The following is a 12483-nucleotide window of genomic DNA, read 5'->3' as shown; positions in this document are numbered from 1 at the left end:
ATGGCGATTTCCGCGCTTCCGGTTCTCACGTCCCTTAAGGACGCTGCGTTCCGGTTCTCGAAATCACCATTTTTGTCAGACCAACAGCAAGTCTTGAACGGACTGTGAGAAAGCACCCGGCCTGAAAACCAGCCGCACTGATGCGTCAGGCCAGCCCCTTGAAGAAGCCGAGGCTCTCGGGAATTTCGCCATCGAGCGCCGACATATGGCCGCCCTCGATCACGCCCCGGCGCACATCCAGCCCCTTGGCCCTGGCGCGGGCGGCGGTCATGCGGATGATGGAATCGGTGCGGGTCTCGGCCGTGCCGTGCAGCATCAGCACGGGGCATTTGAAGCTTACGGCAAAGCAGATCGGCGAGCGCATGTCATATTCGCGCGGATCGCTGGTGTCGAAGCGGATATCCTCGGGAAAGCGGCGGAAGAAAACCCGTCCGTCCGGATTGGGCGAGAAGGACGCGGCCGCTCGGAACATCGGGCTGGCCTGCGCCGCCATCAGCGTCAGCGTGCCGCCAATGCTGTGGCCGGCCAGATAGATCCGATCCGGGTCCACCCCCGGCAGGCCGCGCAGGCGCTCGGCGGCGGCCAGCACGTCGCTCAGCTCGTCGTAAAAACCGGAAAAAGCGCCGTCCTGGCCGTTTTCCGCCCGCAGCGCCGGCATCAGCGCGATATAGCCGGCCTTGTGATAGGCCGTCGTCAGGTCCCAATGCCCATGCCACAGCGCATTGCCGCCATGCAGCACCAGGATTCCCGGACGGCGGTTCTTCGCGTCGTCATGGCCCGGAGAGACCCAGGCGGTGAGCGACAGTCCGCCGGAGCGATAGCCGATCGCCTCCGCACCCGGCGGCGGCGTCAGCGGATCGCCCTTGTCCGGTGCCGGGCCCTTGCGCAGGAGTTTGGTGTGAAAGCTGCGGCGGGCAATGGCATAATCCTCGTGGATCAGCGGGGGCTCCGCCGGCCCGAGCACAGCGGCGCCGGGAGCGGGCGCTGCCGCCGAGGATGCTGCCGGCGAGGTGGCCAAGGCCGGGGCGGCGAGCGGCAGAAGCGCGGCAGAACCGGCTGCGCGCAATAGCGCGCGCCGTGTCGGCCCGGCATCCTCTCCCGCCCGTTTGCCGATGCTCTTGCGATCATCTCTCCGGTTCATGGCGCAGTCTCCTTTCCGCTCGAAGCCGCCTGCCGCGCGTCCTTCGCCGTCAGGCTTGAAATCTCCGGACTATCCCGCCAGCATTTTGTCGAAACAAAGACTTAGGGCGCTTTCACGCGGAGGAACAGGATCGAAAAAGAGAGGCAGTGCGGACCTCGGCAGGATGGCGGGCATGTCCGGCACTCGCGGCCGGCACGCCGTGCAGACAGGCCGACGCGCCGTCAGTTCACCGTCGCATTGCTGCCGGTCTCGGCAGCATCGTCGAGGCGCAGGAAGGTGAAGCCGCGGGCTTTGAGCGCGAGAATGCCCTGCACCACGCCCTCGCCGGCCGCATGGGTCGGCTGATTGATATGGGCGATGATCACGTCCCCATCGCGGGCGGAGGCGATCCGGTGGGCGGCCATGCGCGCACCGAGCAGCGAGCCTTCGTCGCCATTCAGCGAGAAGCCGGCCACCGTATAGCCGAGGCTGCGGATCTCGGCGATCGAGGAGGTGCTGTATTTGGCGGTGGCGCCGCGAAACCAGTGCGGCGCGGGCAGGCCAAGCGCCATGATCGCATCGCCCCCGCCCTTGACCTCGGCCATCACGGCCTCGGGCGATCCGGCGGCGGGAATGCCATAGATCGACACCGGCTTGTCCACCGCCGGCACATGCATCGCCCCGTGATTTTCGATCTGGAACAGATCCGGATGCGCGCGCAGCACGGCAACCGTTGCGGCATTGTGCTTCAGCCAGCGGGCGGTGACGAAGATCGTGGCGGGGATGGCATTGTCGACCAGCGTCGCAAGAATGCGCTGGTCGGCCGCGCCCATGCAGGCATCGAAGGTCAGCGCCACGCGCGGCGCACCGCTTTGGCGCCCGGAAAGCGCCAGCTTCGGCTCCATCAGCCCATCCTTGCCGGCAAAGGCTGGGGCGGCGACGGCGACGCTCACGAGAAGGGCGAGGATGAGACGAAGCATCGGGGATTCTCCAGAAGAGCCGCGCACGGGACAGGAAGGCAGGCCTGCGATGGCGCTCAATTAGTGCAAGTTCACGGTTCCTTCTACCAAAACCTTCTCTCAACTTAATACATATTAAAAAAAACTAAATTAGAAAACATCACTAATCAATACAAATCTAGATTATTAATTCCAGAAAATGAACATAATATTCAAACATCACTTTCTATGGATAAATATAGCATGGTCGCCTCAATGACAGCATTCCGTCATATCGGGAGAAAATAGACAATGAAAACAGCAATTTATGGGAATAAAACTAGAATAATTCCGCGCGAACCTGATGGTGATGCATTTTTTCAAATTTATTCCGGCGGCATGCGCGCCGCTGAACTTATGGATAAAACGTGGTATATTGGGCCAATTTTAGAAAATGGCCACGCATGTTCAAAGGGCACTATGTCCAGATCTGAATTACAGTCCTTCTTAAAGCATTACAGATTCAAATTCGTCGCATTTCAGATAATAGGTTGGACTGATGGCGACTATCATTGTAGCTGGTCTCCTTTCATACCTGGACAAACCAAACATATGCTATCACCAGCAGATTTGTGGAGTAATATCAGAGCAAATCTGGCGCAGAACAGGACCAAAAGTGATTTAAGATCTCTTGGTCAACCAACATATGAAAAAATAGCGGCTATCCTGGATAGCCACACAGACGTCGAGCGAGTCTCCGCTTCCATTAGTTTGAGTCTTAGAAATTTGGATATCAGCGTAGAACAAATCTGTGATTTTTATAATGAAAAACTCACAAACCACCTAGCGTTGGGTCATTTGGAGGGAATCCGATCATCATCATCTCTAGATAATAATCTTTATGCTTATGTCCATTCATTCTTCATGCATCTCGGCGCAGCAAGAGATTATATTGCCGCATTCTGCTCCATACGAATTGGAAAAGATCCAAAGACAATCGACTCTTTCGCGAAATTAATTGATACACTAAGAAGCGAACATGTCGAAAGAGATGAAATACTCAAAATATTTTTGGCAAAAGGTTACATTAAAAATAAGGAAACCAGCTCGACAAAATTTGAGACATCTGGATGGATGAAAGAGGCCACAGACCTACGCAATGAGTTTATGCACAGAAGACCATTTGGCGAACGGTTTCTTGAAAAGATGGGATTCGCAGAGCCGGTAGATCGAGATTTAGGCTTATATCGTTACAAAAGACCTATAATAATAAATGATAAAGAAGAGGATGCACTAGAAATAATAATTGATCATTATAGAAAAATGACAGATTTGTGTAGTATAATATCAAATAAATGTGGATTTGACGCGTCAATTACGACGCTTACTGATGAAGACATAATTTCCTATCGGGAAAGCAAGTAAAACTGAAAAGTATGACTATAAGGTTGGCCCGGCCGAAGCCGGGCCTTCCACGCATCAGGAGCCTGAGCGCCCTATCGCTGGGCCACCGGGCGCACCAGAGGCGTGACGCGGCGGATGGTGACGCGGCGGTTTTCCTGCGAGGGGCCGTTGGTCAGCACCTTGAGGTAGCGCTCGCCATACCCCTGGGTCACCAGGTTTTCCGGCGGGATATTGTAGACCTCGGTCAGGAGAGACGCGACGGATTCGGCGCGCTCGTCCGACAGGATCAGGTTGGACTCGTCCGATCCCACCGCATCCGTATGGCCTTCGATCAGGAAGGTCTCGCCCGGATCCTTGTTGATCACCTCCATCATCGCATCGGCAACGCGGCGCAGCGTCTTGGCCTGCGACATCGGCACCTCGGCACTTCCCGTCGCAAAGGTGATCGTATCGAGATCGATGCGGCGCACCTTGTCGCGCAGGCGGGCGGAGTTGCGTACCTCGTCGATCGAATAGGTGCGCTCCACCCGCTCGACCGGCGGTTCGGACAGGAAGCTGTAATAGTCCCGGTCCGGCTGCGACGAGGTGTCGACAATGTAATCATTGAGCGGCACGCGCAGGCGCATCGGCGGCAGGTCCTCGCCGGCATCGTAGATCGGCGGACGCGGACGATCGTCATCCATGTCGTCGGCATAGACCATCAGATATTCGCGGCCGTCGCGGTCGATCCGGGTGCGCTGGATCACGTCGCCATAGGAATTGTAGATCGTGACGATGCGCACGCCGTTCGGCCGTTCGATCACCTCGCGCGAGCGGCCACGCGGCAGCTCCTCGTAATAGGTGTCCTGCGAATCGCGGCGCAGGCGGGCCCGGTCATCGCCGCGCACGACGATCTCGTCGCCGAAATCGATCACCGTGCGGTTGTTGCGGCGCTCTTCGATGCGCGGACGCGGCTGGTTGGCGCCGACGAAGGCGTCGATGGCGTCCTGCAGGTCGAATTGCGGCGCGCGCTCCACCCGGCGGCCACGCTCGCGCAGGGCTTCGTCGATCTGGTCGCGGTCGAAGCCGCGTTCGCGCATCGGCGCCTGGGCGTCGGCGTCGTTCTTCGGCAGCGGCACATTGCCACGCTCCTCGCGCAGCTGCTCGCGCTCGGCCCGACGGCGCTCGCGCGCCTCGCGGCCGCCGCGGCTGTCGGCATCCTTGTCGCTGTCGAGAACGGCCGCGCCGTTTTCCACCGGAAGAACGACGGTGTCGTCGCTCTTGGCCGGATCGCGGGCAATGCGCTGGCGGTCCTGTTCGGAGATGTCCGGCAGGTCGCGGCGCACGCGGCGCTCTTCACGCAGTTGCTCGCGCTGCTGCGGCGTCATCTGCTCGAGGTCGCGCGCTTCCTCGGGCGTCAGCTCGTCGGCACCACGGCCGCCGGGGCGGCGGGCATCGCCGGGGTTGGCACCGTTCTGGCCGGCCTGATCGGGGCGTGGACGCTCACGCGGCGCCTGACCGTCCGGCTGTTGGGCCGGCTGCCCCTCCGGCTGCCGGGCCGGCTGGTCGCCATTCTGCTGCTGCTGGTCTGCCTCGCGCTGCTTGCGGCGCTCTTCGCGAATGCGCTGGCGGTCGGCGTCGGTCGGCTGCTGGCCATCCTGACCGGCGTCCGGCGCGGGCTGGGGCACGGGCTGGCCGGGCGCGGGCTTTGGTGCAACAGGCTTGTCGCCTGCCGGAGCGGGCTTGCCGGCGGCAGGCTTTTGCGGCGCCGGCTGGTCGCCGTTCTGCTGTTGCTGGTCGGCCTCGCGCTGCTTGCGGCGCTCCTCGCGGATGCGCTGGCGCTCGGCATCGGACAGGCCGCCATCCTGACCCGGTGCGGCCGTGTCGGCCGCCGGCTTGCCCTGAGCGGGCTTTTCCTGAGCCGGCTTCGTCTGGGCAGGCTTGGTCTGGACGGGCTTGTCGGGAGCAGGCTTTTCCGCGGCCGGCTGGTCGCCATTCTGCTGCTGCTCGGCCTGGCGCTGCTTGCGCCGCTCCTCGCGCTGGCGCTCGGCATCGCTCGGCTGCTGGCCATCCTGCGCGGCGGCCGGCTTCGGCCGGCCCTGTGCGGGCTCATCGCCATTCTGCTGCTGCTGGTCGGCCTCGCGCTGTTTGCGCCGCTCCTCACGCTGGCGCTGGCGCTCTTCGGCGGAGGGGCCGCCATCCTGCCCGGCTTCGGGTGCCGCCTGGCGGCGCTGGGGCTGCTCGCCGCCCTGCTGCTGATCGGCCTCGCGCTGCTTGCGCCGCTCCTCGCGCTGGCGCTGCTGGTCGGAGGGACCACCGTCCTGCCCGGCATCGGGCGCCGCCTGGCGGCGCTGCGGCTGCTCGGCGCGGCCGGGCTCACCCTGCTGCTCGCGCTGGTGCTCCTCCCGGCGCTTGCGGCGCAGCTCTTCCGGATTGTCTCCGCCCTGGCCGCCCTCGACGGCATCCTGCTGCGCCACCTGGAAGGGGGCATGCAGGCTATCGGCGAGCGCGGGCTGAAGCCCGACGGTGGCCGCCAGGATCGGCAGGGCCACGGAAGCAAAAAGTCGCGATCGATTGCTCATTTGGGTCTTTCCTCGGATGGAAGAGGTCCGTCTGGCGCGCCCTTTCTTCCGGCGCGCCGGCCCCTTCCGGACCTCGGCTCTGCGCAGGAAAAAAAGGCGGCGCGATGGCTTCTTGTCACACCCGTTTAAGCGGGTGCGCATGAATCGGCGATGAATGGTCCGTTCATGCTGGCGGACATAGGCGCCGCCGCGCGCTTTGCCATAGCGCTACTGACTTGATCTGCTTGAAAAACAGCGCGGAGGGCCAGCCTGCCTGCCCTCTTCCGCCTGCGTCGGGGGCCACTCCTTGGCGCTAGGAAGCCGAAACCGCTACGAAAGTCGGGACGCGCCGGCCATGGCGCAACAGTCCTCGGTCCCGGCCGATTCTGCGCGCGCCGACAGCCATTAAACAGGATCAGAGCCCCGCAAAGCCTGCATGCGGAGCGCGTGAACAGGGGAAAAGCCTCCCGGGGCCGGGCTTTTCCAGTGCCTGACCGCATGCGCTCCGGCGGTTTGCTGTTGATTTTTGGCCGAAACCCATAGGATGATCGGCGCCACGGCCCGCAAGGCCGCGATCAAGGGCGCCAGCGACCGGAGACGGTAGAAAACCAACAGAGATCACGGCGCCCCCACCAGAGAGGATCGACATGCGCTTGTCCAAACGCTTTGCCATGGCCGCTTCGGCCGCCCTGCTTGCCCTGTCCGCCGGCTCGGCCATGGCCGATGGCGAGAAGATCGTGATCGCCACGGAAGGCGCCTATCCGCCCTTCAACGTGCTGGCCGCCGACGGCACGCTGTCCGGCTTCGACGTCGACATCGCCCGCGCGCTCTGCACGCAGATGAAGGCGGACTGCACCTTCGTGACACAGGAATGGGACGGCGCCATCCCCGCGCTGACCGCCAAGAAATTTGATGCCTTCATCGCCTCGATGTCGATCACGGCGGAGCGCAAACAGAAGGTCGATTTCACCGACAAATATTACAACACGCCGCCGGCCATCGCGGTGCCGAAGGACAGCAAGATCACGGCGGCGACAGGCGATGCCTTCTCCGGCAAGACGCTGGGTGCGCAAAGCTCCACCACCCATTCCAACTATGCCGAAGCGCACCTCAAGGGCGCCGACCTCAAGCTCTATCCGACCGCCGACGAGTATAAGCTCGACCTCGCCAATGGCCGCATCGACGGCGCCATCGACGACGTCGTCGTGCTCTCGGAATGGCTGAAGACGCCGGATGGCGCCTGCTGCAAGCTGCTTGGCACCCTGCCGATCGACCCGGTCATCAATGGCGAGGGCGCCGGCATCGCGCTGCGCAAGGGCAATGATGCGCTGCGCGAGAAGTTCAACGCCGCGATCAAGGCGATCCGCGCCAATGGCGAATACAAGAAGGTGAACGACAAGTACTTCACCTTCGACGCCTACGGCAACTAACGCCTGTCCAGCAAGAGGGCGTCAGCGCTTTTGTGTCCGGACTGCGTGAAAAGCAAGGAGACAGAGCATTGAGGGGGATCCTATGGTCGCTGGAAATGCTCTCAATCCTTCCCGCGACAGGCGGGCTTTGACTTAAGCAGAAAATACGGCCGGCGTGCCCTCGCCGGCCACCCTCCACGAATGCGGAAAGGGACGAGCGCCTGCCCTCCGCCTGTGACGCCGGCGCCGCGGTCACCCTGCGGCACGGCGCTTCTCTCCTTGCCCATGCGCGACCATCGCCCTTTGCGCCGGCGCGACAAGTTCGATAAGACAAAAAACGACAAGACGAAGAAGCGTGAACCATGTGCCGGCCCGCTTTGCCGCGCGGCTTTCCCATGAGACCACGCCATCCGGGGAATGATGCATGGACGCCATCACCGCTGCGCTGGAGCAGCTTACCACCGCTCTGGACCTGTTCTGCGGTCCTGCGGGTGTGTTCACCTGGTTTGCCGGCCAGTCGCTTCTGGCCTGCGGCGATGCTGGCTGGGGCGACGAGATCGCCGGCGGCTTCAAGATCACCCTCTTCCTGGCTTTGGCCACCCTGCCCTTCGGCCTGGCCTTCGGCTTCTTCGTAGCGCTGGCCAAGCGCTCGCGCGAGCCGTCGCTGCGCCGCTCGGCCAATATCTACACCACCCTGTTTCGCGGCCTGCCCGAGCTTCTGACGCTGTTCATCGTCTATTACGGGCTGCAGATCCTGGTGCAGCAGGCGCTGTCCGCTGTCGGCTATGACGGCCCGGTGGAGATCAACGCCTTTGCCGCCGGCATGGTGGCGCTTGGTGTCGTCTTCGCGGCCTATGCCTCGGAGGTGCTGGAATCGGCCTTCAACGCCATTCCGCAGGGGCAATATGAGGCCGGCTATGCGCTCGGCCTGTCGAAGGGCCGCACCATGCGGCTGATCGTGCTGCCACAATTGCTGCGCGTGGCGCTGCCCGGCCTCGGCAATCTCTGGATGGAACTGTTGAAGAACACCGCGCTCGTTTCCGTCATCGGCCTGCCCGATATTCTCCGCCAGACCGGCGTCGCTGCCCGGGTGACAAAGCGCGCCTTTGAATTCTTCGGCCTCGCCTGCGTGCTCTTCATCCTGCTGGCGCTCGCCACCTCCGTCGTCTTCTCCCTGCTCGAAAAGCGCGCGCGCCGCGCGGAGGTGGTCCGATGAGTGTCACCGAGCGCATGATCCCGCCGCAGGCCCCGCCGCCGGAAGAGGCGCGGCCCTATAGCGCGGAGCGTCTGGCCGGGCGCATCTTTCTTGGCGTCTGGCTGGCGGCAGCCATCGGCGTGGCGATCGGCGCCGTGCAGGGCTGGGACACACAGAAGTTCTTCACCTACGGCCCGACGTTGCTCTCCGGCCTCGGGGTGACGTTGACGCTGGTCTCGCTGTCGATCGTCTTCGGCGCCATCCTCTCGGTGCCACTCGCCTTCGGCCGCATGTCGCGCAATCCGGTCATCTCCTGGGCAAGCTATGTCTATGTCTATTTCTTCCGGGGCACGCCGATCATCGCCCAGCTCTTCCTGGTCTATTACGGGCTTGGCAGCTTTCGGCCGGAACTCGACGCGGTCGGCCTCTGGTGGTTCTTCCGCGAGGCCTGGTACTGCGCCCTGCTGGCCTTCACGCTGAACACGGCGGCCTATCAGGCCGAGATCCTGCGCGGCGCGATCGAGAGCGTGCCGCGCGGCCAGCGCGAAGGTGCGGCTTCGCTCGGTCTGCCCGCGCGCGTCACCTTCTTCAAGGTCATCCTGCCCCAGGCGCTGATCGTGGCGCTGCGCCCCTATGGCAATGAAATCATCCTGATGATCAAGGGCTCGGCCATCGTCGCCATCGTCACCGTCTTCGACCTGATGGGTGAGACACGCCGCGCCTTCTCGCGCACCTTCGACTACCAGATGTATCTCTGGGCCGCGATCCTCTACCTCATGATCGTCGAGATCCTGCGCAACCTGTGGGCTTGGCTGGATGCGCGCCTGACGCGGCATCTGAAGCGATAAAGCCTCTCCGGCCGGCGCGCCTGCCGCGAGAGCGTGGGGTGCGCCGGCTGTCAAAAATTCGTCATGGTCGTTAACCCTCGCGCAACCATGGCGGCGCACACTTCATCGGACCACATTGAAACAGATGAGGTCCTGCATGACACGAGAGTTGGAATTGCAGATGCGGGGCTACGGCCTCACAACGGCGGAGATCACCTATCGCCTGCCGGATCATCCGGTCTTGCTCCAGACATTCCTCTGGCAGCATTACGATCTCGCCCCCGACTTTCCCGAGATGAAGAGCTTCCTGAAGTTCTGGCGCGAGACGCTGGACGGGCCGCTGCACTCCGTGCGCTTCGTCCATCGCAAGCTGATCTCGGCCAGCGACTGGCGGGCGCTGAAGGGCGAGTTCGTCATCAACTGACGCCCGCGCCGGCCGACACGTCCTGCCGCGCAAAAGCCGTGCCGCATGTGCGAAAACGGTTCCGCTGACGCGCGGCTTCCTGTAGAAGCGCGGGCATGAAAAAGATCGACGAAGACGCCCTTGCCGAAGCCTATAACCGCGCGCTGGCGCTGGAAAAGGCCGGCGAGATCGATGCGGCCGTAAAGGCCTATGAAGAGGTTCTGGCCCTCGACCCCGAGGACCATGGCGGCGCCGCCGTGCGCATCGCCGCCATGGGGCGCGGCGAGACGCCCGACAAGGCGCCGGACGCCTATGTCGAAACCCTGTTCGACCAGCATGCCCAGGTGTTCGAGGATGTGCTGGTGGAGCAGCTCGGCTATTCCGTGCCCGTGATGGTGCGCCAGCGCCTGCAGGCGCTCGGCCTCGGCCCCTTTGAAAAGATGCTCGACCTCGGCTGCGGCACGGGGCTGACCGGCGGCGCGCTGCGCGACATGGCGGCCGATATCACCGGCGTTGATCTCTCGGAGAACATGGTCGAGATCGCCCATGAGAAAGAGCTCTACGAGACGCTCTATGTCGCCGAGGCGGTGGACTATCTCGAGGACAATGACGACGGCCCCTTCGATCTGGTGACCGCGACCGATGTGCTGCCCTATATGGGTGGCCTGGAAGCGCTGTTCTTCGCCGCCGCCGAGGCCATGCAGCCAGGCGGCATCTTCATCTTTTCCAGCGAGACCCTGCCCGACGGGATTCTGGCCGGTCGCCGCTTCATGGTCGGCCCGCACCAGCGCTTCGCCCATGCGGAAAGCTATGTGCGCGAACGACTGGAGGCGACCGGCTTTGCCGTGCTGGAAGTGAGCGAGATCACCGTGCGCATGGAACAGGGCGAGCCCACGCCCGGCCATCTGGTGGTGGCGCGGCTGCAGGGCTGAAGCGCCGACGCCGAGCCAAACGAATTTCAGGAGAGAGCGGATCATGGCAAACGTCACCTTCATCGGCCTCGGGGTCATGGGCTTTCCCATGGCCGGACATCTGAGCACCAAGGGCGGCCATAAGGTGACGGTCTATAACCGCACCGCCGCGCGGGCCGAGGCCTGGGTGGAGAAATTCGGCGGCCAGCGGGCGGAGACGCCGGCCGAAGCAGCCGAGGGCGCGGATTTCGTCTTCGCCTGCGTCGGCAATGATGACGATCTGCGCGCGGTGACGACCGGCCCCGGCGGCGCCTTCGAGACGCTGGCGGCCGACGCCGTCTTCATCGACAACACCACGGCCTCGGCCGAAGTCGCCCGCGAGCTGGATGCAGCGGCCCGGGCGCGTGGCGCCCATTTCATCGATGCGCCGGTCTCCGGCGGCCAGGCGGGCGCCGAGAACGGCGTGCTCACCGTGATGTGCGGCGGGGACGAGGCGGTGTTTGCCCGCGCCGAGCCGGTCATCTCCGCCTATGCCCGCATGGTCGGGCTGATGGGCCCTGCCGGCAGCGGCCAACTGACCAAGATGGTCAACCAGATCTGCATTGCCGGCCTCGTCCAGGGTCTGGCCGAGGGCCTGCATTTCGGCGCAAAGGCCGGGCTCGACATCGAGCACGTGGTGGAGGTGATTTCCAAGGGCGCCGCCGGCTCCTGGCAGATGGAGAACCGCCACAAGACCATGAAGGACGGCCGCTATGATTTCGGCTTCGCGGTCGATTGGATGCGCAAGGATCTCGACATCGTGCTGACGGAAGCCCGCCGCAACGGCGCCACCCTGCCCGTCACCGCCCTGGTCGATCAGTTCTACGGCGAGGTCCAGGCCATGGGCGGCGGCCGCTGGGACACGTCCTCGCTGCTGGCGCGGCTGGATAAGGCGAAGCGCTGATCCGTGATCCAACCGGGCGCGTTCGCTTGGCACCATCGGCGAAACCGCTTTCCTGGGTCACGCCCCCCCCCAAGACGGATCTTCATCGGACCAGATGAGCCGCAGCCGAGGCTATTGCCCGTGGCCTGCGAACAGGCTTTCGCGCAAGTCGGGATGTGCCATTTCGACAGCGGATGCAAAACGTCGGTCGAGCATTCTTGTCTCGTCCAAAACCGCGTGCTGAAGCATACTTCCTTGAAGCTCGAGTTTTTTAACGGGTTGTTGTCCGCTGTTGTCGAATAGAACCCCTATGTCGCAGAGCGGCAAGGCTTTGGCCAGCTTTTCAAAGCAGATCTCATAACGCCGGCGGATGGTCGCGGCAGGAATGTCATGGCCGTCACCAGTCACACGTTGTGCGACGCGCAAAATATGCAGATCCGCACTGTCCAGAGCCACAAAGAGAAGCATGACGTCATAACGCAACGCCTTGGTTCTTTGTAGCACACCGAGCGACTGGTGACTGCTCAGCGTCGTTTCATAAACGATGTCGGCACCCGATACGAAAGCCTTATCAAGGCGAAGGATAGCCTGACGACCTGCGGCCAGCTATTTTCGCGCGGAATCGACGGGATCCAGTTCCCGCGCGATCTCGTCGGCATTGATGAAGAGGCCAGAGAACTGGCTGGCTTTGTAGAGCGAGGATTTTCCGGCGCCATTCGGTCCGGCGAGAACGACGAGCTCAGGCCGATCACTCGGCGGCATGGTGTTCCACACCCTGGGAAACCGTAAAGCTTTTCCGCTCGCCTTGTGCCGT

At 63.0% G+C, this 12483-nt stretch carries 12 protein-coding genes; 7 read left to right on the top strand and 5 right to left on the bottom strand.

What is annotated here, in order from left to right; translation table 11 throughout:
- Positions 1-145 precede the first annotated feature (145 nt).
- Together BJF92_RS05450 and BJF92_RS05445 are read right to left on the bottom strand one after the other, a co-directional pair.
- Positions 146-1141 carry an alpha/beta hydrolase family protein gene (locus BJF92_RS05450; RefSeq protein WP_078057851.1) on the bottom strand — a complete coding sequence of 332 codons (996 nt, stop codon included), beginning with the start codon at positions 1139-1141 and terminating at the stop codon, positions 146-148.
- Positions 1142-1362: 221 nt separating this feature from the next.
- Entirely contained in the window at positions 1363-2100 is a 738-nt protein-coding gene (locus tag BJF92_RS05445) for a polysaccharide deacetylase family protein (RefSeq protein ID WP_075633736.1), read from the bottom strand.
- A gap of 270 nt (positions 2101-2370) precedes the next feature.
- Here BJF92_RS05445 and BJF92_RS25010 point away from each other — a divergent pair, with 270 nt between their 5' ends.
- Complete coding sequence (locus BJF92_RS25010) at positions 2371-3483, top strand: hypothetical protein (protein ID WP_143523914.1); 1113 nt, start codon at positions 2371-2373, stop codon at positions 3481-3483.
- A gap of 71 nt (positions 3484-3554) precedes the next feature.
- Here the strand turns inward: BJF92_RS25010 and BJF92_RS05440 are convergent, their stop codons facing one another.
- Positions 3555-6023, bottom strand: coding sequence for an OmpA family protein (locus BJF92_RS05440; RefSeq protein WP_075633735.1), 2469 nt, complete (start codon positions 6021-6023; stop codon positions 3555-3557).
- A 626-nt stretch (positions 6024-6649) separates the two neighbouring features.
- Between BJF92_RS05440 and BJF92_RS05435 the strand changes: the two genes are divergently transcribed.
- The 6 genes from BJF92_RS05435 (at position 6650) to BJF92_RS05410 (ending at position 11690) form a co-directional block, all read left to right on the top strand.
- Complete coding sequence (locus BJF92_RS05435) at positions 6650-7432, top strand: ABC transporter substrate-binding protein (protein ID WP_075633734.1); 783 nt, start codon at positions 6650-6652, stop codon at positions 7430-7432.
- 403 nt (positions 7433-7835) lie between these two features.
- Positions 7836-8627, top strand: coding sequence for an ABC transporter permease (locus BJF92_RS05430; protein WP_075633733.1), 792 nt, complete (start codon positions 7836-7838; stop codon positions 8625-8627).
- Positions 8624-9454, top strand: a complete 831-nt coding sequence (locus BJF92_RS05425) for an ABC transporter permease (protein WP_075633732.1) — start codon at positions 8624-8626, stop codon at positions 9452-9454. Before BJF92_RS05430 ends, BJF92_RS05425 begins: the two co-directional genes overlap by 4 nt.
- Before the next feature lie 136 nt (positions 9455-9590).
- A complete protein-coding gene (locus tag BJF92_RS05420; protein WP_075633731.1) occupies positions 9591-9857 on the top strand; it encodes an usg protein in 267 nt (88 codons plus the stop codon).
- A 95-nt stretch (positions 9858-9952) separates the two neighbouring features.
- Positions 9953-10768, top strand: a complete 816-nt coding sequence (locus BJF92_RS05415; RefSeq protein ID WP_075633730.1) for a class I SAM-dependent methyltransferase — start codon at positions 9953-9955, stop codon at positions 10766-10768.
- Between the two features lie 43 nt (positions 10769-10811).
- Positions 10812-11690 (top strand): NAD(P)-dependent oxidoreductase, encoded by an 879-nt coding sequence (locus BJF92_RS05410; RefSeq protein WP_075633729.1) that lies wholly within the window; start codon positions 10812-10814, stop codon positions 11688-11690.
- A gap of 111 nt (positions 11691-11801) precedes the next feature.
- On the opposite strand, the gene BJF92_RS05405 is transcribed toward BJF92_RS05410, so the two are convergent.
- The gene (locus BJF92_RS05405) at positions 11802-12152 is read right to left on the bottom strand and encodes a hypothetical protein (RefSeq protein ID WP_143523913.1); all 351 of its coding nucleotides are present in this window, start codon (positions 12150-12152) and stop codon (positions 11802-11804) included.
- 123 nt (positions 12153-12275) lie between these two features.
- Entirely contained in the window at positions 12276-12431 is a 156-nt protein-coding gene (locus tag BJF92_RS25475) for a hypothetical protein (RefSeq protein ID WP_158032193.1), read from the bottom strand.
- Between the last annotated feature and the right edge of the window lie 52 nt (positions 12432-12483).

This window comes from Xaviernesmea rhizosphaerae, assembly GCF_001938945.1.
GTDB lineage: Bacteria > Pseudomonadota > Alphaproteobacteria > Rhizobiales > Rhizobiaceae > Xaviernesmea > Xaviernesmea rhizosphaerae.
The sequence above is the reverse complement of the archived record's forward strand: the minus strand, read 5'-3'. Positions and strand labels throughout refer to the sequence as shown.

Bases quoted from the DNA above. Each gene is read 5' to 3' on its own strand.
- BJF92_RS05450 (WP_078057851.1), bottom strand. From the start codon at position 1,141: ATGAACCGGAGAGATGATCGCAAGAGCATCGGCAAACGGGCGGGAGAG.
- BJF92_RS05445 (WP_075633736.1), bottom strand. From the start codon at position 2,100: ATGCTTCGTCTCATCCTCGCCCTTCTCGTGAGCGTCGCCGTCGCCGCC.
- BJF92_RS25010 (WP_143523914.1), top strand. From the start codon at position 2,371: ATGAAAACAGCAATTTATGGGAATAAAACTAGAATAATTCCGCGCGAA.
- BJF92_RS05440 (WP_075633735.1), bottom strand. From the start codon at position 6,023: ATGAGCAATCGATCGCGACTTTTTGCTTCCGTGGCCCTGCCGATCCTG.
- BJF92_RS05435 (WP_075633734.1), top strand. From the start codon at position 6,650: ATGCGCTTGTCCAAACGCTTTGCCATGGCCGCTTCGGCCGCCCTGCTT.
- BJF92_RS05430 (WP_075633733.1), top strand. From the start codon at position 7,836: ATGGACGCCATCACCGCTGCGCTGGAGCAGCTTACCACCGCTCTGGAC.
- BJF92_RS05425 (WP_075633732.1), top strand. From the start codon at position 8,624: ATGAGTGTCACCGAGCGCATGATCCCGCCGCAGGCCCCGCCGCCGGAA.
- BJF92_RS05420 (WP_075633731.1), top strand. From the start codon at position 9,591: ATGACACGAGAGTTGGAATTGCAGATGCGGGGCTACGGCCTCACAACG.
- BJF92_RS05415 (WP_075633730.1), top strand. From the start codon at position 9,953: ATGAAAAAGATCGACGAAGACGCCCTTGCCGAAGCCTATAACCGCGCG.
- BJF92_RS05410 (WP_075633729.1), top strand. From the start codon at position 10,812: ATGGCAAACGTCACCTTCATCGGCCTCGGGGTCATGGGCTTTCCCATG.
- BJF92_RS25475 (WP_158032193.1), bottom strand. From the start codon at position 12,431: ATGCCGCCGAGTGATCGGCCTGAGCTCGTCGTTCTCGCCGGACCGAAT.